Source organism: Janthinobacterium sp. C22 (assembly GCF_057919405.1).
On sequence record NZ_CP193659.1, the window covers coordinates 4055872 to 4081442 of the forward strand.

The 25571-nt window shown below is 62.6% G+C and carries 21 protein-coding genes, 1 tRNA gene and 1 pseudogene; 10 read left to right on the plus strand and 13 right to left on the minus strand.

Translation table 11 applies throughout. The annotated features are described in order from the left end of the window. Positions 1 to 248: 248 nt before the first annotated feature. The 3 genes from clpX to tig form a co-directional block, all read right to left on the minus strand. A complete protein-coding gene (gene clpX / locus ACRHIG_RS19090; RefSeq protein ID WP_076568804.1) occupies positions 249 to 1517 on the minus strand; it encodes an ATP-dependent Clp protease ATP-binding subunit ClpX in 1269 nt (422 codons plus the stop codon). A gap of 199 nt (positions 1518 to 1716) precedes the next feature. Then, a complete protein-coding gene (gene clpP / locus ACRHIG_RS19095) occupies positions 1717 to 2334 on the minus strand; it encodes an ATP-dependent Clp endopeptidase proteolytic subunit ClpP (protein ID WP_374106865.1) in 618 nt (205 codons plus the stop codon). An 85-nt stretch (positions 2335 to 2419) separates the two neighbouring features. Beyond that, positions 2420 to 3760, minus strand: a complete 1341-nt coding sequence (gene tig / locus ACRHIG_RS19100) for a trigger factor (RefSeq protein WP_046685568.1) — start codon at positions 3758 to 3760, stop codon at positions 2420 to 2422. Between the two features lie 599 nt (positions 3761 to 4359). Here tig and ACRHIG_RS19105 point away from each other — a divergent pair. Both ACRHIG_RS19105 and ACRHIG_RS19110 read left to right on the plus strand, forming a co-directional pair. After that, on the plus strand, positions 4360 to 4542 hold the full coding sequence (locus ACRHIG_RS19105) for a hypothetical protein (RefSeq protein ID WP_230538138.1): 183 nt from the start codon (positions 4360 to 4362) through the stop codon (positions 4540 to 4542). Positions 4543 to 4556: 14 nt separating this feature from the next. After that, positions 4557 to 6104, plus strand: coding sequence for a hypothetical protein (locus ACRHIG_RS19110; protein WP_489627504.1), 1548 nt, complete (start codon positions 4557 to 4559; stop codon positions 6102 to 6104). A gap of 61 nt (positions 6105 to 6165) precedes the next feature. On the opposite strand, the gene ACRHIG_RS19115 is transcribed toward ACRHIG_RS19110, so the two are convergent. The 3 genes from ACRHIG_RS19115 to ACRHIG_RS19125 form a co-directional block, all read right to left on the minus strand. Continuing rightward, positions 6166 to 6248 (minus strand) — tRNA-Leu (locus ACRHIG_RS19115). A gap of 165 nt (positions 6249 to 6413) precedes the next feature. Next, on the minus strand, positions 6414 to 9512 hold the full coding sequence (locus ACRHIG_RS19120) for an efflux RND transporter permease subunit (protein ID WP_489627505.1): 3099 nt from the start codon (positions 9510 to 9512) through the stop codon (positions 6414 to 6416). Then, positions 9509 to 10672 (minus strand): efflux RND transporter periplasmic adaptor subunit, encoded by a 1164-nt coding sequence (locus ACRHIG_RS19125; protein ID WP_489627506.1) that lies wholly within the window; start codon positions 10670 to 10672, stop codon positions 9509 to 9511. Before ACRHIG_RS19125 ends, ACRHIG_RS19120 begins: the two co-directional genes overlap by 4 nt. A gap of 253 nt (positions 10673 to 10925) precedes the next feature. Here ACRHIG_RS19125 and hpnC point away from each other — a divergent pair, with 253 nt between their 5' ends. The 6 genes from hpnC to ACRHIG_RS19155 all read left to right on the plus strand — a co-directional run bounded on the left by hpnC (position 10926) and on the right by ACRHIG_RS19155 (position 15961). Next, entirely contained in the window at positions 10926 to 11807 is an 882-nt protein-coding gene (gene hpnC / locus ACRHIG_RS19130) for a squalene synthase HpnC (protein WP_475414518.1), read from the plus strand. A 46-nt stretch (positions 11808 to 11853) separates the two neighbouring features. Then, complete coding sequence (hpnD, locus tag ACRHIG_RS19135; RefSeq protein WP_489627507.1) at positions 11854 to 12687, plus strand: presqualene diphosphate synthase HpnD; 834 nt, start codon at positions 11854 to 11856, stop codon at positions 12685 to 12687. A 7-nt stretch (positions 12688 to 12694) separates the two neighbouring features. After that, on the plus strand, positions 12695 to 14053 hold the full coding sequence (gene hpnE, locus ACRHIG_RS19140; RefSeq protein WP_489627508.1) for a hydroxysqualene dehydroxylase HpnE: 1359 nt from the start codon (positions 12695 to 12697) through the stop codon (positions 14051 to 14053). A 124-nt stretch (positions 14054 to 14177) separates the two neighbouring features. Next, complete coding sequence (locus ACRHIG_RS19145) at positions 14178 to 14333, plus strand: hypothetical protein (RefSeq protein ID WP_475414516.1); 156 nt, start codon at positions 14178 to 14180, stop codon at positions 14331 to 14333. 31 nt (positions 14334 to 14364) lie between these two features. Next, positions 14365 to 15144 carry a DUF1700 domain-containing protein gene (locus ACRHIG_RS19150; RefSeq protein ID WP_489627509.1) on the plus strand — a complete coding sequence of 260 codons (780 nt, stop codon included), beginning with the start codon at positions 14365 to 14367 and terminating at the stop codon, positions 15142 to 15144. A 10-nt stretch (positions 15145 to 15154) separates the two neighbouring features. Continuing rightward, the gene (locus ACRHIG_RS19155) at positions 15155 to 15961 is read left to right on the plus strand and encodes a head GIN domain-containing protein (RefSeq protein ID WP_489627510.1); all 807 of its coding nucleotides are present in this window, start codon (positions 15155 to 15157) and stop codon (positions 15959 to 15961) included. 13 nt (positions 15962 to 15974) lie between these two features. On the opposite strand, the gene ACRHIG_RS19160 is transcribed toward ACRHIG_RS19155, so the two are convergent. After that, a complete protein-coding gene (locus ACRHIG_RS19160; RefSeq protein ID WP_489627511.1) occupies positions 15975 to 17216 on the minus strand; it encodes a TIGR03862 family flavoprotein in 1242 nt (413 codons plus the stop codon). Positions 17217 to 17370: 154 nt separating this feature from the next. Here ACRHIG_RS19160 and ACRHIG_RS19165 point away from each other — a divergent pair, with 154 nt between their 5' ends. Further along, a complete protein-coding gene (locus tag ACRHIG_RS19165; protein WP_489627512.1) occupies positions 17371 to 17604 on the plus strand; it encodes a hypothetical protein in 234 nt (77 codons plus the stop codon). 42 nt (positions 17605 to 17646) lie between these two features. On the opposite strand, the gene moaD is transcribed toward ACRHIG_RS19165, so the two are convergent. The 3 genes from moaD to thrC are packed head-to-tail and all read right to left on the minus strand — an operon-like array spanning position 17647 to position 20619. After that, positions 17647 to 17901, minus strand: a complete 255-nt coding sequence (gene moaD / locus ACRHIG_RS19170; protein ID WP_489627513.1) for a molybdopterin converting factor subunit 1 — start codon at positions 17899 to 17901, stop codon at positions 17647 to 17649. A gap of 10 nt (positions 17902 to 17911) precedes the next feature. Next, complete coding sequence (locus ACRHIG_RS19175; protein WP_489627514.1) at positions 17912 to 19138, minus strand: molybdopterin molybdotransferase MoeA; 1227 nt, start codon at positions 19136 to 19138, stop codon at positions 17912 to 17914. Further along, complete coding sequence (gene thrC / locus ACRHIG_RS19180) at positions 19138 to 20619, minus strand: threonine synthase (protein WP_489627515.1); 1482 nt, start codon at positions 20617 to 20619, stop codon at positions 19138 to 19140. The genes ACRHIG_RS19175 and thrC overlap by 1 nt, the downstream gene beginning before the upstream one ends. 288 nt (positions 20620 to 20907) lie before the next feature. Between thrC and ACRHIG_RS19185 the strand changes: the two genes are divergently transcribed. Continuing rightward, the gene (locus tag ACRHIG_RS19185) at positions 20908 to 21648 is read left to right on the plus strand and encodes an AAA family ATPase (RefSeq protein WP_475414508.1); all 741 of its coding nucleotides are present in this window, start codon (positions 20908 to 20910) and stop codon (positions 21646 to 21648) included. 161 nt (positions 21649 to 21809) lie between these two features. On the opposite strand, the pseudogene ACRHIG_RS19190 reads toward ACRHIG_RS19185, so the two are convergent. The 3 genes and pseudogenes from ACRHIG_RS19190 to kbl form a co-directional block, all read right to left on the minus strand. Further along, positions 21810 to 23209 (minus strand): annotated as a pseudogene (locus tag ACRHIG_RS19190) (L-serine ammonia-lyase). Positions 23210 to 23257: 48 nt separating this feature from the next. Next, positions 23258 to 24223: an NAD-dependent epimerase/dehydratase family protein gene (locus ACRHIG_RS19195; protein WP_489627516.1), complete on the minus strand. Its 966-nt coding sequence runs from the start codon at positions 24221 to 24223 to the stop codon at positions 23258 to 23260. A gap of 20 nt (positions 24224 to 24243) precedes the next feature. Beyond that, positions 24244 to 25470 carry a glycine C-acetyltransferase gene (gene kbl / locus ACRHIG_RS19200; protein WP_475414505.1) on the minus strand — a complete coding sequence of 409 codons (1227 nt, stop codon included), beginning with the start codon at positions 25468 to 25470 and terminating at the stop codon, positions 24244 to 24246. Between the last annotated feature and the right edge of the window lie 101 nt (positions 25471 to 25571).

Genomic DNA, 25571 nt, shown 5'->3' on the forward strand with positions numbered 1-25571 from the left:
ATGTTGGCGCTCGCTGCCAAAACACAAGACCGGCGAGAATAAATAATTCTGTGAAACAAACATTTTTCTGTCTATTTCGCAAAACACACCCGCATGACGGTAATAAATGCAGTTTTCACAGTAAAAAAGCCACGCGCAGCTAAGCGCCGCGAGTGGCTTTCCGATTGAAGCCTGCACTCATTGATTTAAATTGTACTGCCATGCATTAAGGAATCAAAACCCTTTTTATGCATTTGTCTCAGCAGTAATCAATTTTCTCCGGAGGCCTTGGCAGTCTCTTGATAAATCAACAAAGGTTTGGCGCCGCTGGTGATGGTATTTTCGTCGATGACGACCTTCACCACATTTTGTTCGCTCGGCAGTTCGTACATGACGTCCAGCAAAGCATGTTCCAGGATGGAACGCAGGCCACGGGCGCCGGTCTTGCGCGCCAGCGCTTTCCTGGCGATCGCATGCAGGGCGGCCGGACGGATCTCCAGTTCCGCACCTTCCATCTCGAGCAGCTTCGAATACTGCTTGATCAGCGCATTCTTCGGCTCGACGAGGATCTGGATCAGCGCCTCTTCCGTCAATTCCGCCAGGGTGGCGATGACGGGCAGACGGCCCACCAGTTCCGGGATCAGGCCGAACTTGACCAGATCTTCCGGTTCCGCTTGCAACATCAGTTCGCTGGCCGAGCTTTGCGACTTGCTGCGCACGGTGGCCGAGAAGCCGATGCCGCTCTTTTCGGAACGGTTGGCGATCACTTTCGACAGACCGTCGAAGGCGCCGCCGCAGATGAACATGATGTTGGTCGTGTCGATCTGCACGAAATCCTGGTTCGGATGCTTGCGACCGCCTTGTGGCGGCACGGAAGCCATCGTGCCTTCGATGAGCTTGAGCAAGGCTTGCTGCACGCCCTCGCCCGACACGTCGCGCGTGATGGACGGATTGTCGGACTTGCGCGAAATCTTGTCGATTTCATCGATGTAGACGATGCCGCGCTGGGCTTTCTCGACGTCATAGTTGCAGCTTTGCAGCAGCTTCTGGATGATGTTTTCCACGTCCTCGCCCACGTAACCGGCTTCGGTCAGGGTGGTGGCGTCGGCGATCACGAACGGCACGTTGAGCATGCGCGCCAGGGTCTGTGCCAGCAGGGTCTTGCCCGAGCCGGTAGGACCGACCAGCAAGATGTTGCTCTTGGCCAGTTCGATGTCGTCTTTCTTGCCCAGGTGCTTGAGGCGCTTGTAATGGTTGTACACCGCCACCGACAGGATACGCTTGGCAGTCTGCTGGCCGATCACGTACTGATCGAGCAAGGCGGCAATTTCTTGCGGCGTCGGCAGGTCGGATTTGGTGCCGGTCACCGTCTCGATGCTCGACGTTTCATCACGGATGATGTCGTTGCACAGGTCGATGCACTCGTCGCAAATGAACACGGACGGGCCGGCGATGAGCTTCTTCACCTCGTGCTGGCTTTTGCCGCAGAACGAGCAATACAGTAATTTTTCGCCGCTAGAGGATTTTTTGTCTGACATAAGGCATTTTGGTTGGAACTGCATTAACAATATTGCAAAATCGCAAGCCGGAGTGCGGTAGTTGCCGGAAAGGCAGCTACCCATGGCGCAAGTCAACAACGTGCACAAGCTCCATGCTACCCGAAATAAAAGCGAAACGCCCGAACGTTTGATCGCCCGGGCGTTTACTTACTTGCTTAGCAATACCGGTAGGGGCTCATCAAGCGCGGCTGGTCAACACTTTGTCGATCAAACCATACTCAACGGCCTCGTCGGCGGACATGAAACGGTCGCGGTCGGTGTCCTTGGCGATCTGCTCGATCGACTGGCCCGTGCGCTCGGCCATGATGCCGTTCAAGCGGGTACGCAGGTAAAGGATTTCCTTCGCCTGGATCTCGATGTCCGACGCCATGCCTTGCGAACCACCGGACGGCTGGTGAATCATGATGCGCGAGTTCGGCAGCGAGAAACGCTTGCCCTTGGCGCCGGCGGCCAGCAGGAAGGCCCCCATCGAGGCGGCCATCCCGGTACACAGGGTCGAGACGTCCGGCTTGATGAACTGCATGGTATCGTAGATGGCCATGCCGGCCGAGACCGAACCACCTGGCGAGTTGATGTAGAGCGAGATTTCCTTTTCCGGATTTTCGCTTTCCAGGAACAGCAGCTGGGCGACAACCAGGTTGGCCATCTGGTCATTGACCGGGCCGACCATGAAAATCAAGCGTTCCTTCAGCAGGCGCGAGTAAATATCATACGAGCGCTCGCCGCGACCGCTTTGTTCCACCACCATCGGCACCAGGCCGAGCATCTCTGTGTCCAGCGCCGGATTACGGTTCATACCTGTCATTTCATTTCCTTGTGAAGCAGTTAGAGGGCGCCGCGCCGGCCTGACGGCCGGGAGCGGCATCCGGATACCAACTGGTTTACGCTTGTGCGTTGCTTCCCATCAGTTCGTCGAAAGCAACTGCTTTCGTCGTGACTTTCGACAGGCCCAACACGTAAGTGACGACGTTTTCTTCCAATACAAGGGCTTCGATCTCACCCAGACGACGACGGTCGCTGTAGTAGTACTTCAGCACTTCGCGCGGATCTTCGTAGCTTTGGGCGAAATCTTCGATCTGCGCCTTGACTTGCTCAGGCGTTGCCTGCAGGTTGTTGTCGCCCACCAGTTGCGACAGGATCAGGCCCAGGCGTACGCGACGCTCGGCTTTTTCCGCGAACAGTTCTGCTGGGAAAGGCACGTCCTTGACGTTCATGCCGCGCTGCGCCATGTCCTGGCGGGTCATTTCAGCCAGGCGCTCGGAATCCTGAGCGATCAGGGTTTTTGGCACTTCCAGCTCAGCAACTTTGATCAGCGCGTCCATGACGGCTTCCTTGTTGCGTGCTTTCACGCGGCCAGCGACTTCGCGCTGCAGGTTGACTTTGATGTCTTCGCGCATTTTGGCCAGGTCGCCATCGGCAACGCCCAGCGATTTGGCGAATTCGGCATCGACTTCCGGCAGGTGCGCCCATTCCAGCTTTTGCAGGGTGATGGTGAACGAAGCGGTTTTGCCGGCCACGTCTTTACCGTGGTAGTCCTCAGGGAACGACAATGGGAAAGTCTTGGACTCGCCCACTTTCAGGCCCAGGGTCGCTGCTTCGAATTCCGGCAGCATGCGGCCTTCGCCCAGCACGAAAGCGTAGCCTTCAGCTTTGCCGCCTGGGAATTCAACGCCGTCGATCGAGCCGACGAAGTCGACGGTCACGCGGTCGCCGTTGGCAGCGATAGCCTCACCGCCGTCGCCGTGTTCGCCAGCTTCGCCCTTGGTGTGGAAGTGCACGCGCTGCTTGCGCAGGATGTCGATGGTCTTGTCGATTTCGGCTTCCGACACGTCGGCTTGCACGGTTTCGATTTCAACGGCCGTCAGGTCGCCGATGGCGACTTCCGGATACACTTCGAACGTGGCGTCGAAAGCCAGCTGGCCTTCGGCTGCTTCTTCTTTCGGCACGATGTTCGGGAAACCGGCCACGCGCAGATTGTTTTCGTTGGCGGCGTCGTTGAACGCGCGGCCGACTTTGTCATTCAGCACTTCGGATTCAATTTGGTAGCCGTATTGTGCTGCGACCATTTTCAACGGCACTTTGCCCGGACGGAAGCCCGGTGCCTTAGCCGTACGGGCTTGCACTTTCAGGCGCTTCTCAACTTCCGTGCGGACGTCCGTCAGCGGGAAGGAGATCGTGATACGACGTTCGAGTTTGCCCAAGGTTTCGACTGCAGTTGCCATGTAAAAAATCGTCCAAAAAATAAACACTGTTGGTGCGAGAAAAGAAGACCCGACCCCTTGCGCCATCACTGACGGCAAGACATGGGTCCAGCTTCACTCGCTCGCATATTCATCTGTAAAAGCACTGCAAGCAGGACGATGGACCTGGTCTACCCGGCTGAGGAAAAACCCGCACCAGGCACCAAACAATCCGCCGCTTCCAGTACTGCGACAGGGCTCCGAGCGTCCAGCCTTGCTTCTAAGTAAATGCAGGGCCGGCCATCATTCGGTAAAGCGTGGCATTATAACAAAGGACTTCGGGAAAGTGGCTGGCTTTGCAGCCCGGCCACAGAGGATACCGGCGGCGGCGAACGAATCGCTACAGCCTGGATGGCCCTGTCTTTACTCTTGCCCCGGCATTCTTTATTTCGCCAGAGACAGGCTTTCCAGCCTGCTTCGTTCATTAGTATATGCGAACTGTCGCCCCGTCCGAAACAAAGAAATGCGCTCCTGGCGAAGATTTCGGCCAAAAAACCTTTGATTTACCTCAATTTGGCCATTTTTCAGGCAAACCTAAGCCGCTTCGCCCCTCTCCAAGTGAATTTTAGGGAGAAAACATCATGAGCGATAGCGCACCCGGCGGTTCCAGCAACGCCAAAGCCAAGCTGCAAATGGTCCTCAGCCGCCTGCTTGACGGCGTAACGGATGACGACCTGCAAAAAATCCAGACGGAAGTCGATGAAATGGAGTTGCGCATGAAGGGAGACGGCCACCACGACCACGACCACCCCACCGTCGCCTGACCCGGCGCCCGCCCATGCAGCCCGCGCAGACCTTGCGCGCCGCGCCGCCCGGCGCCGACGTGCTGGGCGCCGTGGAAACGGCGCTGACGACCCACCGTGCCTTTGGCGATAGCGGCTACATCCGCGACCAGCTGGCCGTCGCCTACCGGCGGCGGCTGCACAAGCTGGGCAGCACCCTGCCCGAGGCAGAACGGCTGGCCAGCGGACTCGATGCGGCGGCGCCCGCGCGCCGGCGCCAGCTGCTGGGCGACACGGTGCTGCGCTGCGCCGTCCAGCACGCCATGCGCCAGCTGCACCTCGGCGACGAGTACGGCTTGCCCCTGCCGCAATGCGCAGCCCTGTTCCAGGCGGCCAGCGAGCACTTGCGCGCGGGCCTGCCCGGCGGGCCGCTGGTGGCCCATCTGCCGCCCATGGCGCGCCTGCACGAAGCGCAGGAGCGGCAGGAGCGGCCATCCATCGGCGATGAAACCACCGAAATGGACACCTACATCTGGCATGCCTGGCAGGAAGATACGCCGTATGCGCGCGCCTTTCTTGCCGTGATGGACGATAACTACGGCGCACCGCTGGCCACGCCCACGCCGCAGGAACGAGCCCTGCTGCGCCGCGGGCTGCGCCTGCTGGAAACCCTGCTGCCGCGGCTGACGGCCAGCGCGCTGTCTCACGTGCAATTGATCGCCCTGTTTCCCAAGCTGGGCACCTGGCGCGGCAAGGCGTCCAGCTCGCAATTTCGCGTCAATGGCAGCGTGTTCCTGAACCAGGAACTGATCGGCAACCCGTGGTGGCTGGCCGAGCACTTGCTGCACGAGTCGCTGCACCAGAAACTGTACGACTTCCGCCACGGCCACAGCCTGCTGGCGCCAGACTATGCGCGCGATGACGGCGCCAAGGTCTGCTCGCTGTGGAATGCGCCCGATGATGACGGCAATCACTACTGGGATGCCCACCGCACCCTGGCCGCCTTCCACGTGTACGTGCATCTGGCGCTGCTCTGTTTGCTGGCGGAACGGCAGGAAGCGGCGCTGGCGCCGCAATACGGCCCCATCGGCCAGCACATGAGCGGCAGCCGGCGCGCCATCGACCGCGCCCGCTACCTGGGCGAACAATTGCACAGCACCACCTGGCCGGAGCTGGGACTGGCCGGGCGGCAGATGACGCACTGGCTGCTGGACGTGCTCGACGCGCTCGACACGCAACGGCGGCCCAGCGGCGCCACCTTGCACCTGCTGCTCGACCTGTACGAGCGCCAGAGCCGCAAGCTCGACACCTATCTCGCGCAACAGCCGCCGCCCCGCAGCGATACGCTGGGATTGCAGGCGGAGCAAGAGGTGGCGATGACGCGGCAGGCGCTGCACATGCTGGACAGGGAGTTGCCGCCATCAACACATGAGCAGGAACAACACTGGCCGCAGGCGCGGCAACGCGTCCTGCAGGCGCTCTGGCCGCTGGCACAGGATGAAACGCTGATGGAAAAAACTGGCTACCCGCAGGCGCAGGCACTGATTGCGCAGATGGTGCAACAGTCGAGCCGGCAACTGGCCGCACTGGGCGCATTGGGCTGAGGAATACGAATTCAGGGAAAATCTTGATGGTGCTGCACTTCCGGGCTGGAACAACCCGGATTGGTGCGGATGGGGAGACTCGAACTCCCAAGCCGAAGCACTGGCTTCTAAGACCAGCGTGTCTACCAATTCCACCACATCCGCATTTTGTACTACTCTGTACTACTTGCCCCTCTGATTTTAACAACTCGGGAGCGATCTGGCTACCGCGGACTTATAGAGCAAGCCCTCGGTAAAGCAAAGGCGGCATTCTACTGGATTTCCCAGAGGAATGCCGCCTTTTTTATGCGGGCACCTTGATGCCGATTTCTAGCCCTCTTTTACGGTCGCCGCCTCCGGCTTCCTGACCCGGAACCAGGCCGCATACAGGGCCGGCAGGAACAGCAGGGTCAAGGCCGTCGCCAGGATCAGGCCGCCCATGATGGCGACCGCCATCGGGCCCCAGAAGACCGAACGCGACAGCGGGATCATGGCCAACGCGGCGGCGGCGGCCGTCAGCACGATGGGGCGGCAGCGGCGCACGGCCGAGTCGATGATGGCATCCCATGGGGCGGAGCCATCGCTGATATCTTGCTCGATCTGGTCAACGAGGATCACCGAGTTGCGGATGATCATGCCGAACAGTGCGATGACACCCAGGTTGGCCACGAAGCCCAGCGGGCGGTGCAGCAGCAGCAAGGCAAAGGCAGCGCCCGCCACGCCCAGCGGCCCCGTCAGGAAGACCAGCAGGGAACGCGAGAAACTGTGCAGCTGCAGCATCAGCAAGGTGAAGATGATGAAGATGGCCAGCGGCAAGTTCGCCGCGATCGACGCTTCCGCTTCGCCGCTGTCGGCCGCCACGCCTTTCACCGTGATGCGGTAGCCATCCGGCAACTTGGCGCGCAAGGCGTCCAGTTGCGGCGCCAGCTGCGTCGACACGGTGGCGCCCTGGATGCCATCGACCACGTCCGATTGCACGGTGATGGCCCATTCGCGCTTGTCGCGCCAGACGACGCCCGGTTCCCACACGAAATGCGCGCGGGCCAGCTGCGAAATGGGCACGGACTTGCCCGTTGCCGTCGGGATATTCGTGTCATTCAGCACGGAAATCGTCGCCCGCTCTTCCAGCGGCTGGCGCACCTGGATATCGATCAATTTGTTGTCTTCGCGGAACTGGCCGATGACGGTGCCCGACAGTATCGTATTGGCAGCCTGCATCACCGTTTTCGAGGTGACGCCCAGCGCGCGCATCTTGTCCTGGTCCAGGTCCAGGCGCAGCACTTTCACCGATTCGTTCCAGTTGTCATTGACGCCCAGGGTATTCGGATTGGCGCGCATGATGTCCTTGACCTGGTCGGCGATGGTCCGCACGCCCGCCACTTCCGGCCCCGTGACGCGAAATTGCACGGGATACGGCACGGGCGGCCCGTTCGGCAGCAGTTTGACACGGCCCCGCACTTCCGGAAAATCCTTCTTGAAGACGTCGACGATTTGCTGGCGCAAGCGTTCGCGGTCGGCCAGGCTTTTCGGCAAGACCACCACTTGCGACACATTGGTCTGCGGGAAGATCTGATCGAGCGGCAGGTAGAAACGGGGACTACCGGTTCCCACATAGCTGGTCACGCTTTCCACGCCGTCGAGTTTGCCGACAAAAGCCTCGAATTTCTTCACCTGTTTCTCGTTTGCAGCAAACGTCGTACCTTCGGGCGACCACAGTTCCACCATCAGTTCGGGGCGGCTGGAATCGGGGAAGAATTGCTTTTCGATAAAGTTAAAGCCGTAGATACCGAGCGCAAAGATGGCCAGGGTGGCGGCGATCGTCGTCTTGCGCCATTCCACGCACCAGGTGACGGCGCGGCGGAAGCGGCGGAAGTTCGGCGTATCGAACAATTCATGGTCGTTATGCGCGTGCGGCTTGACCTTCAACAAGACGTAGCCGATGTAGGGCGTGAAGACGACGGCCACCACCCACGAGATGATCAGGGCCAGCGCATTCACGGAGAACAAAGAGAACGTGTATTCGCCGGCGGCCGACTTGGCCAGACCGATGGGCAAAAAGCCCGCCACCGTGATCAGGGTGCCCGTCAGCATGGGCATGGCCGTCGACGTGTAGGCAAACGTGGCCGCGTCGAAGCGGGACATGCCCTCTTCCATCTTGCGCACCATCATCTCGACGGCGATGATGGCGTCGTCGACCAGCAAGCCCAGCGCGATGATCAGGGCGCCCAGCGAAATCTTGTGCAAGTCGATGTCGAGCAGGCGCATGAACAGGAAGGTGACGGCCAGCACAAGCGGGATGGTCAGCGCCACCACCAGGCCCGGACGCACGTCGATGCGCAGCGGCTTCGTGTGCAAGCCCAGCGCGACAAAGCTGACGGCCAGCACGATCAAAATGGCTTCGATCAGGGTATGCACGAATTCGCCCACCGAGGCGGACACGGCTTCCGGCTGGTTCGACACGCGCTGCAATTCTATGCCGACCGGCAATTCGCTCTTCATGCGCGTGACGGTTGCCTGCAGGGCCTTGCCCATGTCGATGATGTTGCCGCCCTTTTCCATCGACACGCCCAGGCCGATCACTTCCTTGCCGTTGAAGCGCATCTTGTCCTTCGGCGGATCCACGAATTCGCGTTTCACGGTGGCAAAGTCGCCGAGGCGGAAGGTGGTGCCGTTGGCGCGCAGCTCCAGGTTTTCCAGATCCTTGACGGTGACCATGGCGCCCGTCACGCGCACTTGCAGGTTATCCGTCGGCGTCACCAGCACGCCCGTGGCGTTGATGCTGTTTTGCTCGGACAATTGCTGCACGATGGCATCGAAAGGAATGCCCAGTTGGGCAAATTTCTTGTGCGAAAAGATGATATTGATCTTTTCATCTTGCACGCCGAACAATTCCACTTTCGATACCTGTCCCACGGAAAGTAATTCCTGGCGCACCTTGTCCGCGTAATCCTTCATTTCCGCGTAGGTAAAACCGTCGCCGGACAGGGCGAAGATGGAGCCATACGTGTCGCCGAACTCGTCGTTGAAGAACGGACCCACGACGCCGGACGGTAAGGTGCCCTTGATGTCGCCGATCTTCTTGCGCACCTGGTACCAGGCGGCGGCCGTTTCCTTGGGCGGCGCCGATTCGCGCAGCTCCAGCAGGATCAAGGTTTCGCCCGGCTTCGAGTAGCTGGTGATTTCATTGATGTAGGGTGTTTCCTGCAGCTTCTTTTCCAGCTTGTCCGTCACCTGTTCGGCCATCTGCAAGGCCGTGGCGCCGGGCCAGTAGGCTTGCAGCACCATGGCGCGGAAGGTGAACGGGGGATCTTCATCCTGGCCCAGGCTGGCGTAGCTGAGCATGCCGCCGATCAGCAGCACGGCCATCAGGTAGCGCGTCAGCGGGATGTGTTCGAGGGCCCAACGCGACAGATTGAAGCCGCCCTTCATTTGGCGGCCCCCACGCTGACGGCGGCAGCGGCGGCATCAGGCTTGCCGGCCAGTTCGGCGCCGAGGATGGTCACTTTCTGGCCAGGCTTGAGCAGGTTGACGCCGGCCGTGACCACCGTCTGCCCCGCTTTCACGCCCGAGGTCAGCAGCAATTCATTGCCCGCCACGCCGCCCACCGTCACCGGCACAAGCTTGACGGCGCCGTTTTCCACCACCCACACGGAGCTTTGCGACTTTTCATTGAACAGGGCCGTCAGCGGCACCTTGATCTGCGGCGTGGCCGTTTGCGAGGCGAACTGCACCACGGCCGTCATGCCCAGGCGCACTTGCGGCGCGTCCGGGATGCTGACCTTGGCGAGATAGGTGCGCGTGGCGGCATCGGCCACGGGCGACACTTCGCGTATCTTGCCCGGCAGCGCCTGCTTCGGGTCGGCCCACAGGCGCACCACCACATCCTTGACGCCGCGCAAGGTTTCCACCTTGTCTTCGGGAATGCCGATCACGACTTCCTTCTCGCCGCTCCTGGCCACCTGCACCACGGGTGCGCCAGGCGCCACCACCTGCCCCACTTCAGCCTCGATGCGCGTGACGACGCCGTCGACGTCGGCCAGCAAGCTGGCATAGCCGGACTGGTTCGCCTGGCCCCGGTACAGGGCTTGCGCCGCTTCCACGTTCGCCTGCGCCGCCTTGTAGGCGGCATCCTTGCCATCGAGCACGGCCTGGCTGACGAAATTTTTCTCGCGCAAGTCCTGGTAGCGCTTCAATTCCGCGCGCGCCAGGTCGCGGCTCGTTTCCGCGCTGACCAGCGACGCCTTGGCCTGCGCCTGCGACAGCTGCAAGTCGGCCGGATCGAGCTGCATCAGCACTTGCCCCTTCTTGACGGTGGCACCCACGTCGACCTTGCGCGCGACGATCTTGCCGCCCACGCGGAAACCCAGCTGCGAGACGACGCGGGGCACGACCTCGCCCGCCAGCTCGGCACTGACGTCGACATTACTGCTAGACAACACCATCGCGCGCACGGGGCGCACGTCTTCCACTTTGGCGACAGGCTTGGAACAAGCCGCCAGGGTCAGCGCCAGGGCGGCGGCGGCGATCAGCCGCAGGGCGGGAAGAGCGGATGCGCCGGTCTCGCGGCGCAGGGTTTTCAGGGCAAACAAGGTATTTTCCTTTACTATGCGGGCTGTAATATTTTTATGCGGAGAAACTTTTTGCTTGCCCTTTGGGCCAAGCCAAACTTTTTCGCACGCGACATCCTTAAATTTGTGACAATATCAGCTTGGCCATGGCGGGGAACGACTTCTCGCTAATGACTTTCTGGTTATTAATTATAATCGTGCGTAAAAGTTTTTAGTGACTTTTGCGTCATTAATCTCGAGATTAAAAAACTGCAAGACTAAAGAAGCGTGTTCAATGCCTGTAGACCATTACGAAAATTTTCCTGTTGCATCATTTTTACTGCCGCGCCGCCTGGTGCCCGCCGTCGAAGCCATCTATGCCTTCGCCCGCAGCGCCGACGACCTGGCCGATGAAGGCGACGCCACGCCGGCCGAACGCCTGGCCTTTCTACACGCCTACGAAGAGGCGCTGGGACGCATCGCCCGCGAAGAAGGCCATGCCGGCGAGAACGCCGCCATGTTCGAACGCCTGGCCGCCGTCATCGCCAAATTCCAGCTGCCACTGAAGCCATTCCACGATTTATTGTCCGCTTTCAAGCAGGACGTGGAAACGACGCGCTACGCCAGCTATGACGATGTGCTCGATTACTGCGCCCGCTCCGCCAACCCTGTGGGGCTGCTGATGCTGCACCTGTACGGTGCAGCCGATGAACAGAATGTACGCGATTCCGATGCGATATGTTCAGCTTTGCAACTAATTAATTTCCTGCAAGACGTCGCCATCGACCAGCAAAAAGAGCGCATCTACCTGCCGATGGAAGACCTGAGCCGCTTTGCCGTCTCCGCCGCCGCCTTCGAGCGGCCCGAGGCGCACGGCAAGTGGAGCGCCCTGATGCGCTTCGAAGTGGCCCGCACGCGCGCCCTGATGCTGTCCGGGGCGCCGCTGGCCCTGCGCTTGCGCGGGCGCATCGGCTGGGAACTGCGGCTGGTGGTGCAAGGGGGCTTGCGCATCCTCGAAGCCATCGAAGCCGTCAATTACGACGTGTTCCGGCGCCGCCCCAAGCTGGAGAAACGCGACTGGCTGATCATTTTCTGGCGCGCCCTGCGCATGTCGCGCAAAAGCCTGCATCAAGAGACACAAGTAAAAACGGCTTTTCCCCCGTCGCCTACTCTGTAAGACGATAGAATAGCGGCTTCGATCTGCAACCCTTGCTCTTTTGACTATGTCTCCCGACGAATACTGCCAACAAAAGGCCGCCCAGAGCGGCTCCAGCTTCTACTACAGCTTCCTGTTCCTGCCGGCCGAGCGCCGCAAGGCCATCACGGCCCTGTACGCCTTCTGCCGCGAAGTCGACGACACGGTCGATGAATGCACGGACGAAGCCGTGGCACGCACCAAGCTGGTGTGGTGGCGCAAGGAAGTCAAGGCCATGTACGAGGGCAACCCCACGCATCCCGTGATGCGCGCGCTGCAGCCGCACCTGGCCGTATATAAGCTGGAAGAAAAGCATATGCAGGCCATCATCGACGGCATGGAAATGGACTTGAACCAGACCCGCTACCTCGATTACCAGGCCATGAGCCGCTATTGCTGGCACGTGGCCAGCGTGGTCGGTATCTTGTCGGCCAGCATCTTTGGCGCGACCCGCCCGGAAACGCTGCTGTATGCGGAAAAGCTGGGCCATGCCTTCCAGCTGACCAACATCATCCGCGACGTGGGCGAGGATGCGCGCAAGGGGCGCATCTACCTGCCGATCAGCGAGTTGCAGCAATTTAACGTGACGGCAGCCGATTTGCTGAACGCGCGCCATAGCGAGAACTTCGAAAACCTCATGCGCTTCCAGGCGGCGCGCGCGCAGCAAGCCTATGACGAGGCCTTCGCCCTGCTGCCGGCGGAGGATCGCCGCGCCCAGCGCCCGGGCCTGATCATGGCCGCCATCTACCGCACCTTGCTCAATGAAGTCGAGCGCGACGGCTATCACGTGCTGAAACAGCGCATCTCGCTCACGCCGATCCGCAAACTGTGGCTGGCCTGGAAGACCTGGGTTCGTGGCTGAGCGTAGCGTGAAGCAACGCTACGCCGTCATCGGCGCCGGTTGGGCCGGCTGCGCGGCGGCCATGGAACTGGCGCGCGCCGGCCATGCCGTCACCGTCTACGAGGCGGCGCGCACCCTGGGCGGGCGCGCGCGCCGGGTCGAACGCGAAGGCGGCGTACTCGACAACGGCCAGCACATCCTGCTGGGCGCCTATACGGAAACCTTGCGTCTGATCAAGCTCGCGGGGCAAGACCACGCCGAGCTGATCCTCACCCTGCCCCTGCAGATGCGCTATCCGCCCGGCGCTAAAGGCATGGATTTTCTCGCGCCGCGCCTGCCCGCGCCGCTGCACCTGGCATGGGCCCTGCTGCGCGCCAAAGGTTTGCAGCGCGCCGACAAGCTGTCGCTGATGCGCTTTTCCACCGCCATGCGCTGGATGGGCTGGCAGCTGTACCACGATTGCACGGTAACCGAATTGCTGCAGCGCTTCGACCAGACGGACACCTTGAACCGCCTGATGTGGCACCCGCTGTGCCTGGCGGCCTTGAATACGCCGCCCGAGCGGGCCTCGGCCCGCGTCTTCATCAACGTGCTGCGCGACAGCCTGGGGGCAAGCCGCCGCCGCGCCTCCGACATGCTGATCCCGAAGGCGGACCTCTCCGCCCTGCTGCCCGACGCGGCCGCCCGCTATGTGGAACAGCATGGCGGCGCGGTGCGCACGGGCGCCAAGGTGACCGCCTTGCACGCCTTGCCCGATGGCCGCTGGCAGCTCGATGAGACCGACACCTACGACGGTGTCATCGTCGCCACCTCGTCCGTGCAGGCCGCCAGCCTGCTGCAAGGCTTGCAGGACGCGCGCCTGGCCGATGCCATTGACCGCATGCAAGCCTTCACGCCGGAAGCCATCAGCACCTGCTACCTGCAGTACGACGCCAGCGTGCGCCTGGACTTGCCGTTCTACGCCCTCGTCGATGCACCAGAGCAACAGCACTGGGGCCAGTTCGTCTTCGACCGGGGCCAGCTCGACAGCAAGCAGGCGGGCTTGCTGGCCGTCGTCATCAGCGCATCGGGCGTTGCCGCGGAGCAAGGCCATGGGCCGCTGGCGCAGGCGATCGCCGCGCAGCTGGCGCAAGTGCTGCAGCGCCCGGAGCTGGCGCAGCCCGCCTGGACACAGCTGATCACGGAAAAGCGCGCCACCTTTGCCTGCACGCCGGATCTGCGGCGCCCCGGCAATGCCAGCGGCATGCCGGGCCTGCTGCTGGCCGGCGACTACACGGCCAATGACGACCGGACGCAAGACTATCCGGCCACCATCGAGGCGGCCGTGCGCAGCGGCGTGGCGGCGGCCAGGATGGCGAACACGGACAAGGCGGCAAAACAGACTTGACGGTGCATCCTTCCCTGGTGTCGCTCGCCCCCGCGAAATTGCATTCTGTCGCACCGCGCTGGTGCGTCCGCCTGCGCTTGGGTACAGTCCGATCATCGACAACGGCCATGCCACGGGGAATACCATGCATACCACCTTGCACTTGAAAAACAGCTTGAAAGCCGTGGCGCTGCTCGCTTGTGTGCTGCTCGCCACCCTGATCGTCGTTCACGGACCGCAGGGGCCGCAAGCACCACTCATGCTGAGCCAGGCAAGCATGCTGTTGCCGGCAGTGGGATGAAGCGGCGCAGCGGACGGACAGGAAGAATATGATGAACAAGCAAGATTATCTCGAGGCGCTGCGGCGCGCGCTGGCAGGCTTGCCGCCGGACCTGGTGGCCAAGACCATGGACTATTACGAACAGACCTTCATCGAAGGGGCGGCGGCGGGACGCAGCGAGCAGGAGATCGCCGACGAACTGGGCGATCCGAAAAAAATCGCCCTCACCTTGCGCAGCAGCACCCACCGCCAGGCATTCGAACAGAAGAAAACCCCCGTCAACCTGCTGCGCCTGCTCGTCTCGCTGGTGGGCCTGGCCATCTTCAACCTGTTCATGGTCGTGCCCGCCGCCGTGTACGCGGCCCTGCTGGCCACCCTGTATGCCGTCGGCCTGAGCTTTTACCTGGCCGGCATCGCCATCACGGCCAGCGGTTTGTCCGGCGCCAACGAACTGGTGCTCGAGGGCCCCCTGCGCCACGTCTTCATCCATGATGATGACGGCGGCGAAGGGGACGAGCGGCGCGAAACGCGCATCACCATCGGCGACACGGGCATCGAAGTCGACCACCTGCCCGGCCCCGTCAAAACCGAACCCGAGACGCCGGGCGCGTCGTCGCGCGTGATGGAGCGGGCCGAAGCGCTCGCCGGCGGCGGCATCCGCATCTCCACCGACATGGACCGCGATGCGCGCACCACGCAAACCGTCTTCGGCATGGGCATGCTGCTTGGCGGCATCGCCATCTTCCTGCTCAGTCTGGTGGTCACACGTTATACCCTGATCGGCATCAAGCGCTACATCGCCATGAATGTTTCCCTCCTCAAAGGTCACTAGAAAGGCTGCCATGAAACGCTTATTCAAAGTCGGCCTGTCCATGTTCCTGCTGGCCCTGGTCCTGATCGCCATGTCGTATGCGGCACTGCGCGCCAAGGGAATCAGCAATCCCAGCAGCGCTGCCGGCCGCGCCGTGCGCAGCGAAATGCGCCCGATTGGCGCCAATATCACCAGCATCGACCTGGCCGGCCCCATCGACCTCGTGCTGCGCCGCGGCGCCACGCCATCGCTGAAGGTGAGCGGCGAGCAGCGGCTGCTGTCGAACGTCGACACGACGTCCGATGGCACGACCCTGCATATCGGCCCGAAAGGCATGCTGTTCCACCACCGCCAGCCGCTGCAGGTGGAACTGGTGCTGCCAGCCCTCGTGCGCGTGGAAGTGCATGGCAATGGCGACAGCAAGATCACGGGATTTTCCGGCGACAGTTTTATCCTGGAGTTGACGGGCTCAGGCGACGTCAGCTTCACGGGACGCTACAAGCAGGTGCAGGCGACCGTCAACGGCAGCGGCGACCTCGACATCAATGCCGGCAACAGCGACAGCGTGGTGCTGGAAATGGTGGGGTCCGGGCGCATCGCCGCCAGCGGCAACACGAAATTCCTGCGCGCCGACCTGAGCGGCTCAGGCGACATCGATGCCGAGCACCTGGCCGCCGACAAGGCCAGCGTCAGCCTGCAAGGCTCGGGCCAGAGCACCGTCTTCGTGCGCGACGCCGCCAACCTGACCCTGCGCGGCAGCGGCGATATCCACGTGCACGGCAACCCGCGCCAGCGCGAGACCCAGAAAAGCGGGTCAGGCGATATCATCTGGCATTGATGATGACGGTTCTCTAACGACTCTTTTCCAGCCACGCCACCGCCTGCTCGCCGGCCGCCTTGCCTTGCGCCAGGCAGGCCGTCAGCAGGTAGCCGCCCGTCGGCGCTTCCCAGTCCAGCATTTCCCCCGCCACGAACACGCCCGGCATGGCGCGCAGCATGCTGCCGTCGATGCCGTCGAAATCCACGCCGCCGGCGCTGCTGATGGCTTCATCGATGGGGCGCGCACGCTTGAGCGTGACGGGCAGCAGCTTGATGGCGGCCGCCAGCCTGGATTCGTCGGCAAAGTCGGCCACGCTCAGGCATTCGCGCAGCAAGCCAGATTTCACGCCCTTGATGCCCAGACGGCTGTTCAGGTGGCTGGACATGGAGCGGGAACCGCGCGGGCGCGTCACTTCCTCGAACACGCGTTCATGCGTGTGGTCGGGCGCCAGGTCGAGCCAGATGGTGGTGTGGCCGTCGCGCGCGATCTGCTCGCGCAGCGCGGCCGATAAGGCATAGATCAGGCTGCCCTCGACCCCGCCCGCCGTGATGACGAACTGCCCCTGGCGCTTGATCATGCAGTCATCCAGGTCGCGTGCCGAGATGGCCACCGTCGCCAGCGGTTCGCCCGCATGGCGGCTGCTGAAATGCTCGCTCCAGTCCACGTCGAAGCCGCAATTGGCCGGCGCCAAAGGCGCCACGGCCACACCCTGCCCTTGCAGCAGGGGCACCCAGGCGCCGTCCGACCCGAGCCGCGCCCAGCTGCCGCCGCCCAGCGCCAGGATCACGGCGTCGAAGGCGCGCAGGCGCTCGCCGTCCGGCGTGGCGAAGGCCAGCTGGCCTTCGCGCCAGCCCGTCCAGCGGTGGCGCATGTGAAACTGCACGCCCGCTTCGCGCAGGCGGTGCAGCCAGGCGCGCAGCAAGGGCGCCGCCTTCATGTCCGTGGGGAAGACGCGGTTCGACGAGCCGACAAAGGTGTCCACGCCCAGGCCGTGCACCCAGTCGCGCACCTTTTGCGGGCCGAACTGGTCCAGCGCCGGTTTCACGCGGTGCGCCGGCCGGCCGTAGCGCGAGACGAAGGACTGGTAGTCTTCCGCGTGCGTGATATTCATGCCGCCGCGCCCTGCCAGCAGGAATTTGCGCCCCACGGAAGGCATGGCGTCGAACAGCTCCACCCTGGCGCCCTGCTCGACGGCCGCCTGGGCGGCCATCAGGCCGGCGGGGCCGCCGCCGATGACGGCGATGTGGAAGGGAGGACGGCAGGAATGGGTCATGGCATGCTGGAAGACGGTGAAAACCCCGGCATTTTAGTCGAGATCAGCCCAGCGGATGGCAAGAATGCCGAAAAATGATGCATACTGCGCGGACATGCCGCAGCGATCGGCACTTCGACTTCACGAGACAACGCGACGACAAGAGGAGAAACACATGGGCGCAGGATTCTGGATTTCCCGCTATTTGCTGGCCAGCTCGATCTTATTCATCATCCTCGCGGTGGTCGAATACAGCAAGGGCAGCACCAGCCAGACCGACATCCTCAGCGCGCTGGCCTGGTCGCTGGTGGCGTCGGCCATCTTCATCGGCTCGAAATACTGGCGTTATCGGAAGGCCGTCGCCTGCGCCGCGTGCAGCGGGGACAAGCCAAAAGCCAAGTCGCGATAAGAAAATGGCCGCTTCAGCGGCCATTTTCTTGCGCGGACATGCTCAGCCGCCTGTCACGGGCGGGAAGAACGCCACCTCGTCGCCTTCAGCGATCACGGTATCGGCATCGCACATCACCTGGTTATGCGCCATGCGCAGCGCGCGGCCCTGCGCCAGCGCGTATTCCCAGTTGCCGCCGCGGCCGATCAGCAGGGTTCTCACCTCGCCCACCGTCAGCGGCCCGGCTACTTCCAGTACTTCCTGGCCCGTGCCCACCAGCTCGCGCACGCTGGCGAAAAATCGCAGATTGATCTTCATCGATACTTCCTTAGTACAGCAATTCGTTAAACGGGATGAAGCGCAGCATGTCGCCGCGCGCGATCGACAGCCCCGGCGGGCAATCGATCAAGCCGTCGCCCCACACGGTGGACGTCAGCACGCCCGAACTCTGGTTGGCGAACAGTTCCAGTTCGCCGTCCTCATTGACCCTGGCGCGCAGGAACTCGTTACGCTTGTCCGCCTTCAGCCGCTCGAACGCGGCCGGCAGCTTGTAGCTGCGCGGCGCCAGGCTGCCCGCCACGCCTTGCAGGCGCAAAATGAACGGGCGCACGAACAGTAAGAATGTGACGAAACTGGAGACGGGATTGCCGGGCAAGCCGACAAAGAAGGCGTCCCGCACTTCGCCAAACGCCAGCGGCTTGCCCGGCTTGACGGCGATCTGCCACATGTTCAGCCGCCCTTCCGCTTCCACGGCCGGCTTGATGTGGTCTTCCTCGCCCACGGACACGCCGCCCGAGGTGATGATCAGGTCATTGCCCTGCGCCGCCTGCCGCAGCACGGCTTTTGTCGCTTCCAGGCTGTCGGGCACGATGCCCAGGTCCGTGATCTCGCAGCCCAGGTTTTCCAGCAGGCCCCGCAAGGTAAAACGGTTCGAGTTGTAGACGGCGCCCGGCACCAAAGGTTCGCCCGGCATGGCCAGCTCGTCGCCCGTGAAGAAGACGGCCACGCGCAGCTTGCGCAGCACCGGCACTTGCGCCAGGCCCACCGAGGCGGCCAGGCCCATTTCCTGGCTGCGCAGGCGCCGGCCCGGGCCGAGGATTTCGCCGCCGGCGCGGATATCCTCGCCCTGGCGGCGCACCCATTCGCCCGCGTGCGGCACGTGGTTGACCGTCACCACGCCGTCAAGCACCGTGCACTGCTCCTGCATCACGACGCAATCGGCGCCGTCCGGGAGCAAGGCGCCCGTAAAGATGCGCGCGGCCGTTCCCGGCTGCAAGGGCTGGCCCACGTGGCCGGCCGCGATGCGCTGCGACACGGGCAGGCTGGCCGCGCCGCTGGCGCAGTCACTGGCGCGCACGGCATAGCCATCCATCTGCGTGTTGTCGCGCTCGGGCACGTTCAGGGCCGACGTCTGCGCGGCCGCCAGCACGCGGCCGTTGGCGCGCATGGTGTCGACCAGCTCCACTTCGGCCACCGGGCGCGCCGCGCCCAGCATGAAGGCCTGCGCCTCGGCCACCGACAGCATGGCTTTGCGTTGTGCGGTCGGATCGTTCATCACAAGCCCGTGTTGGCGGCGATATACGCCTTCATTTTTTCCACGTCGGCATCCATCACGACGAACTTTTGCGGCAAGTCCTCGATGTTTTCGAAGCCGGCCGGCCGTTCCGCGTCCACGCCCAGCGCTTCGAGGATGGTTTCGTTGAACTTGGCCGCCAGCGCCGTTTCCAGCACGATCATCGGCACGTTCGGCTCCAGGTGCTCGCGCGCCACCTTGATGCCGTCGGCCGTGTGCGTGTCGATGGTGATGCCGTAGTCGTCGGCCACGTCGCGGATGGTGTCGAGGCGGTCCTGGTGCGTGGACTTGCCCGACTTGAAGCCGTATTTGGCCACCAGCTTGAACTCGTCGCCGTCGCTGCCAGGCTTGCCGGACAAGTCGAAGCCGCCGTGCGTTTCCACTTTCGTGAACAGGGCGCGCACGCGCTCGCTGTCGCGGCCCACGAGGTCGTAGACGAAGCGCTCGAAGTTCGACGCCTTCGAGATATCCATCGACGGGCTGCTCGTGTGGTACGTTTCGGCCGACTTGCGCACGCGGTAGACGCCCGTGCGGAAGAATTCGTCGAGCACGTCGTTTTCATTCGTGGCCGCCACCAGTTTCGAGATCGGCAAGCCCATCATGCGGGCGATATGGCCGGCGCAGATATTGCCGAAGTTGCCAGACGGCACCGTGAACGACACTTTTTGCTCGTTGCTGGTGGTGGCCGCCAGGTAGCCGCGGAAGTAGTACACGACCTGCGCCACGACGCGCGCCCAGTTGATGGAATTGACGGTGCCGATCTTCTGTTTCGCCTTGAACGGCAGGTCGTTCGACACGGCCTTGACCATATCCTGGCAGTCGTCGAACACGCCTTCGACGGCGATATTGTAGATGTTCGGGTCTTGCAGGCTGAACATCTGCGCCGTCTGGAAGGCGCTCATTTTCTTGTGCGGCGACAGCATGAAGACGCGGATGCCCTTCTTGCCGCGCATCGCGTATTCGGCCGCGCTGCCCGTGTCGCCCGAGGTGGCGCCGAAGATATTGAGTTCGGCGTCGTGCTTGGCCAGGGTGTATTCGAACAGGTTGCCCAGCAGCTGCATGGCCATGTCCTTGAAGGCCAGGGTCGGGCCGTTCGACAGGGCCTGCAGCATCAGGGTGGTCGATCCGCCCTTGACGACGTTTTCTTCGAGCACGCGCAGCGGCGTGATGTCGGCCGCGTTTTCGCCGGCGCGGGCGTTCTTGTAGACTGCCTTGGTATAGGTTTTCGCCGTCAGTGCCTTCAGGTCCGCGGCCGGGATATCGGTGGCGAACTTCTTCAGGATTTCGTAGGCCAGGTCGGCATACGACAATGTGCGCCAGGCATTGAGCTCGGCACCAGTGACTTGCGGGTAGTGTTCAGGGAGATACAGTCCGCCATCGGGGGCCAGGCCGCCCAGGAGGATGTCGGAAAATTGCTGCAGATTCGATGGCGCTTTGTCAGCGCGGGTAGACACGTAATGCATAGATTTGAAGAGTCCAGTTGAGCTGAGTGCGGTTGATCATGAATGGCAGCGGATATTATAGTGCCAGCCGCTCCCCAAGGCGAATCGCATGCGCACGCAGCCGTCCCGCGTCGCGCCCCTGTTGTCAAACAACAGCGCCGGGCAGAGGTGAAATCATTGTATTTTGGAAATTTTTGGTGATGCGGTCAACGTCCCGCATAAAGATCGGGCCGCGTACTGGCGCGTGCGCCTGATTTGCGCCACACTCGTACTTGTCGGCCCGCCTGCGGGTCATTCATGGAAGCGGTCATGTCGCTGAGTAAAAAACCGTATCTGCAAAGCGCCACGCTGCGCCCCGACGCCGTCGTCGACCTCGATCACTATCCATTCACCATCCCCGCCATCCGCGACTTTGTGCACATGGACTTTCACCGCGACGTGACGTTCTTCGTGGGCGAAAATGGCAGCGGCAAGTCGACCATGCTCGAAGCGCTGGCCGTGGGACTGGGTTTCGGCAAGGATGGCGGCACGCGCAACGTGCGCATCGCCCTGCCCTCGGACGAGGAATCGGGCTTGCATGCGCACTTGCGCCTGAGCAAGAGCTATAAAAAACCCGAGGATAGCTATTTTTTGCGCGCCGAAAGCTTTTTCAACGTCGCCACCTACATGGACGAGATGCCCGAATACCTGGGCAGCTACGGCGGCAAGTCGCTGCACGCGCAATCGCACGGCGAAGCGTTCATGGCGACCCTGATCAACAAGCTGCGGGGCAAGGGACTGTATCTGCTGGACGAACCCGAGGCGGCCCTGTCGCCCAGCCGCCAGATGGCGGCTTTATCGGTGATCCACCAGCTGGTGCAGGACGACTCGCAGCTGATCATCGCCACCCATTCGCCGATTCTGCTCGCCTATCCGAACGCGAAAATCCTGATGTTTACGGGCGGCGGCATCCATGAGGTGGCGTATGAAGACACGGAACACTATGCCGTGACGCGCGATTTTTTGAATCACTACCCGCGCAGGCTGGAGCAGTTGTTTGAGGAGGAGTGAGGTGTGGCTGTCGGTTTACTGCTTTGCTTATGTCGGCTTACGCCCTGCGGGCTAAGCCGACCTACGCCGACCTGCGCCGACATGCGCCGACCTGCGTTGCTTGCGTCATGGCGTAGGTCGGATTAGCGCTGCGCGCGTAATCCGACGCCGCCACCGGCGCATCAGCAAGCGGCGTGGTTGACTGTAATCACGTGGATGGCCAGGCCCCCAAGGACGTTTCCTTGTACTTGTCCTGCATGTCCGCGCCCGTCTGGCGCATGGTTTCGATGACTTCGTCGAGGCTGACGAAGTGCGTGCCGTCGCCCTTCAACGCCAGCGAGGCGGCCGTAATCGCTTTCACGGCGCCCATGCCGTTGCGCTCGATGCATGGGATCTGCACCAGGCCGCCGATAGGGTCGCAGGTCATGCCCAGGTGGTGCTCGATGCCGATTTCGGCCGCGTTTTCGATCTGCTCGTTCGTGCCGCCCAGGGCCGCCACCAGGCCGGCCGCCGCCATGGCGCAGGCCACGCCCACTTCGCCCTGGCAGCCCACTTCCGCGCCCGAGATCGAGGCATTGCGTTTGCACAGCATGCCGATGGCCGCGGCCGTCAGCATGAAGCGGCGCACGCCGCCGACCGGATCGCTGGGGCGGCAATCCTGCGCGTAGTAGCGCAGCACGGCCGGGATGATGCCGGCGGCGCCGTTGGTCGGGGCAGTGACCACACGGCCGCCGGCCGCGTTTTCCTCGTTGACGGCCATCGCGTACAGGCTGACCAGGTGCACGGCGTCGTGCGGCAAGTCGTTGGCGCGGTTGTCCGACGCCTTCGCTTCCTGCGCCAATCGCCACAGTTTGGCGGCGCGGCGCTTGACGTTCAAGCCGCCCGGCAGGTTGCCCGTCGTTTCCAGGCCGTGCGCGATGCAGTCGCGCATGACGTGCCAGATGCGGTCCAGTCCCGCGTTCAATTCCTCGTCGCTGCGCTTGACGCACTCGTTCGCGCGCAGCATTTCAGGGATCGACAGGCCGCTTTCTGCGCCATGCGCCAGCAACTGCTCCATGGTGTCGAAGGGGAAGACGACGCGGGCGGCAGCGGCCGATTCCACGGCCGCTTCGGCCTGGGCCTCGCCCGCCTCGCGGATAAAGCCGCCGCCGATCGAGTAATACACCTTGTCGACCCGGCTGCCGTCGGCCAGTTTCAGCGTAAAACGCATGCCGTTCGGGTGTTCGGGCAGCGATTCGCTCTTGTGCCAGATCAAGCCCGTGGCGGCCGTGAACGGCACCACGTGCGTGCCCAGCAGCGCGATTTCTCCGGCCGCCTCGATGGCGGCCAGCTTGCTGTCGACGGCATCGGGCGCCACGTCCTGCGGCGTTTCGCCCATCAAGCCCAGAATGACGGCCTTGTCGGTGGCATGGCCCACGCCCGTCAGCGCCAGCGAGCCATACAGGGCCGCCTCGACGCCCACTACCTGGTCCAGCGGACCGTATTCGACCAGAAAACGCCGCGCCGCCACCATCGGGCCCACCGTGTGGGAACTCGACGGCCCGATGCCGATCTTGAACAGGTCAAATACGCTCATATCCATGTAGTGTCTCTTTATATTAGTATGTTTTTATAAATGCTTGTGTGGGACTCAGGCCGCCTTGGCCGCCTGCCCCGCATCGACATTGGCCAGCATGTCCGTGACCATCTGCTCGACGCCGATCTGCGCCTTCCAGCCCCAGTCCGCGCTGGCCTTGCTGTCGTCCAGGCTTTGCGGCCAGCTGTCGGCGATGGCCTGGCGGCTGTCCGGCTTGTAGCTGATCTTGAAATCGGGGACCATGCGCACGATGGCTTTCGCCAGTTGCTCGGGGTTGAACGACACGCCGGCCACATTGTAGGACGAACGGATCTTGATCGATGCCGCCGGCGCGTCCATCAGTTCGATGGTGGCGCGGATGGCGTCGGGCATGTAGATCATCGGCAGCGTGGTGTTCGCATCGAGGAAGCAGTCATAGCGCTCGCCGCGCAAGGCCGCATGGAAGATGGCGATCGCGTAATCGGTGGTGCCGCCGCCCGGAGGCGACTTGTAGCTGATGATGCCCGGGTAGCGGATGCTGCGCACGTCCACGCCATACTTGTTGAAGTAGTATTCGCACAGGCGCTCGCCGGCCAGCTTGCTGATGCCGTACATCGAGGTCGGATCCATCACCGTCATTTGCGGGGTGTTCACTTGCGGCGTGTTCGGGCCGAAGGCGGCGATCGACGATGGCCAGAAGATGCGCAGCGGTTTGCCCGCTTCGCCCCGCTCGCGCGCCAGTTCCAGGATATTCAGCAAGCCATCCATGTTCAGGCTCCACGCCTTCAACGGGGCCGCTTCGCCCGTGGCCGACAGCATGGCCGCCAGCTGGTACACCTGGGTGATGCCTTCGTCGGCGATGATTTTCGCCAGGCCGTCCTTGTCCAGCACATTCAACTGCGCGTAGCGCTTGGCCTGGTACAGATTATTCGTGCCGATGTCGCTGGCGATGACGTTGTCCGCGCCGTGCTGCTGCGCCAGCGCGCCCACCAGTTCACTACCGATTTGGCCGTTTGCGCCAATGACTAAGATGCGTTCCATGCTATTTTCCTGAATTCTTGTTAGTTGGTCGTGGTAGTGGTGGTCAGCAGACCCAGTTCCTTGCCGGCCTGCTCGAAGGCGGCCAGCACCTGCACCAGCTGTGCGCGGGTGTGGGCGGCGGACAGCTGCACGCGCACCCTGGCCTGGCCCATCGGCACGACCGGGTAGAAGAAGCCCGTCACCAGCACGCCCAGTTCATACAGGCGGGCGGCGAATTTCTGTGCCACGGGCGCGTCGAACAGCATCACGGGAACCACCGGATGGGTGCCCGGCTTGATGGTAAAGCCGATGCGTTCGATCTCGCTGCGGAAGAACGCCGTGTTGTCATGCAGGCGGTCGCGCAGTTCCGTCGACTTGGCCAGGCGCTCCAGCACCGACAGCGAAGCGCCGGCAATCGATGGCGCCAGGGTGTTCGAGAACAGGTAAGGACGCGATTTCTGGCGCAGGGTGTCGATGACTTCCTTGCGCGCCGAGGTAAAACCGCCCATGGCGCCGCCCAGGGCCTTGCCCAGGGTGCCCGTGATGATGTCGATGCGGCCCATCACATTGTGGTGCTCGTGCGTGCCGCGGCCCGTCGCGCCCATGAAGCCGGAAGCGTGACATTCATCGATCATCACCAGCGCGCCATACTTGTCGGCCAGGTCGCAGATCTTGTCCAGTTGCGCGATCGTGCCGTCCATCGAGAACACGCCGTCCGTGACGATGACCTTGTGGCGCTTGCCGGCGGCAATCGCCGCTTGCAGCTGTACTTCGAGGTCGGCCATGTCGTTGTGGGCGTAGCGGTAGCGGCCGGCCTTGCACAGGCGGATGCCGTCGATGATGGAGGCGTGGTTCAGCGCGTCCGAGATGATGGCGTCGTTTTCATCGAACAGGGGCTCGAATACGCCGCCGTTGGCGTCGAAGGCCGCCGCGTACAAAATCGTGTCTTCGGTGCCCAGGAAGGCGGAAATCGCCTGTTCCAATTCTTTATGCACGGTTTGCGTGCCGCAGATAAAGCGCACGGACGACAGGCCGTAGCCGTATTTTTGCGTGGCGGCAATAGATGCTTCCTGCGTCTGCAGGTCGCCGGACAGGCCCAGGTAGTTGTTTGCACACATATTGATCAGGGTACGGCCGTCGTCGCACACCACTTCAGCGCCCTGGCGCGAGGCGATCACGCGCTCCGGCTTGTACAAGCCTTGCTGGCGCAGTTGATCGAGGTTCTGTTGCAGACCGCTGAAAAAGGTGTTCTTCGCTTGCTCGCTCATGATGATCCTTGTGTGTCCCTGTTGTATGCGTGTTGTATTGGCCGCCATAGGGGAAAAGCCGTCGCTTGACCGGTGCGCGCGCAATGCTGTACCGTGAAGCG

Coding starts and splice junctions, on each gene's coding strand:
- hpnC (WP_475414518.1), top strand. CDS start 10,926: ATGCCTGTAGACCATTACGAAAATTTTCCTGTTGCATCATTTTTACTG.
- hpnD (WP_489627507.1), top strand. CDS start 11,854: ATGTCTCCCGACGAATACTGCCAACAAAAGGCCGCCCAGAGCGGCTCC.
- moaD (WP_489627513.1), bottom strand. CDS start 17,901: ATGAAGATCAATCTGCGATTTTTCGCCAGCGTGCGCGAGCTGGTGGGC.
- ACRHIG_RS19145 (WP_475414516.1), top strand. CDS start 14,178: ATGCATACCACCTTGCACTTGAAAAACAGCTTGAAAGCCGTGGCGCTG.
- ACRHIG_RS19105 (WP_230538138.1), top strand. CDS start 4,360: ATGAGCGATAGCGCACCCGGCGGTTCCAGCAACGCCAAAGCCAAGCTG.
- clpX (WP_076568804.1), bottom strand. CDS start 1,517: ATGTCAGACAAAAAATCCTCTAGCGGCGAAAAATTACTGTATTGCTCG.
- ACRHIG_RS19160 (WP_489627511.1), bottom strand. CDS start 17,216: ATGACCCATTCCTGCCGTCCTCCCTTCCACATCGCCGTCATCGGCGGC.
- ACRHIG_RS19155 (WP_489627510.1), top strand. CDS start 15,155: ATGAAACGCTTATTCAAAGTCGGCCTGTCCATGTTCCTGCTGGCCCTG.
- ACRHIG_RS19175 (WP_489627514.1), bottom strand. CDS start 19,138: ATGAACGATCCGACCGCACAACGCAAAGCCATGCTGTCGGTGGCCGAG.
- thrC (WP_489627515.1), bottom strand. CDS start 20,619: ATGCATTACGTGTCTACCCGCGCTGACAAAGCGCCATCGAATCTGCAG.
- ACRHIG_RS19110 (WP_489627504.1), top strand. CDS start 4,557: ATGCAGCCCGCGCAGACCTTGCGCGCCGCGCCGCCCGGCGCCGACGTG.
- ACRHIG_RS19165 (WP_489627512.1), top strand. CDS start 17,371: ATGGGCGCAGGATTCTGGATTTCCCGCTATTTGCTGGCCAGCTCGATC.
- kbl (WP_475414505.1), bottom strand. CDS start 25,470: ATGAGCGAGCAAGCGAAGAACACCTTTTTCAGCGGTCTGCAACAGAAC.
- ACRHIG_RS19120 (WP_489627505.1), bottom strand. CDS start 9,512: ATGAAGGGCGGCTTCAATCTGTCGCGTTGGGCCCTCGAACACATCCCG.
- ACRHIG_RS19195 (WP_489627516.1), bottom strand. CDS start 24,223: ATGGAACGCATCTTAGTCATTGGCGCAAACGGCCAAATCGGTAGTGAA.
- clpP (WP_374106865.1), bottom strand. CDS start 2,334: ATGAACCGTAATCCGGCGCTGGACACAGAGATGCTCGGCCTGGTGCCG.
- tig (WP_046685568.1), bottom strand. CDS start 3,760: ATGGCAACTGCAGTCGAAACCTTGGGCAAACTCGAACGTCGTATCACG.
- ACRHIG_RS19150 (WP_489627509.1), top strand. CDS start 14,365: ATGAACAAGCAAGATTATCTCGAGGCGCTGCGGCGCGCGCTGGCAGGC.
- ACRHIG_RS19185 (WP_475414508.1), top strand. CDS start 20,908: ATGTCGCTGAGTAAAAAACCGTATCTGCAAAGCGCCACGCTGCGCCCC.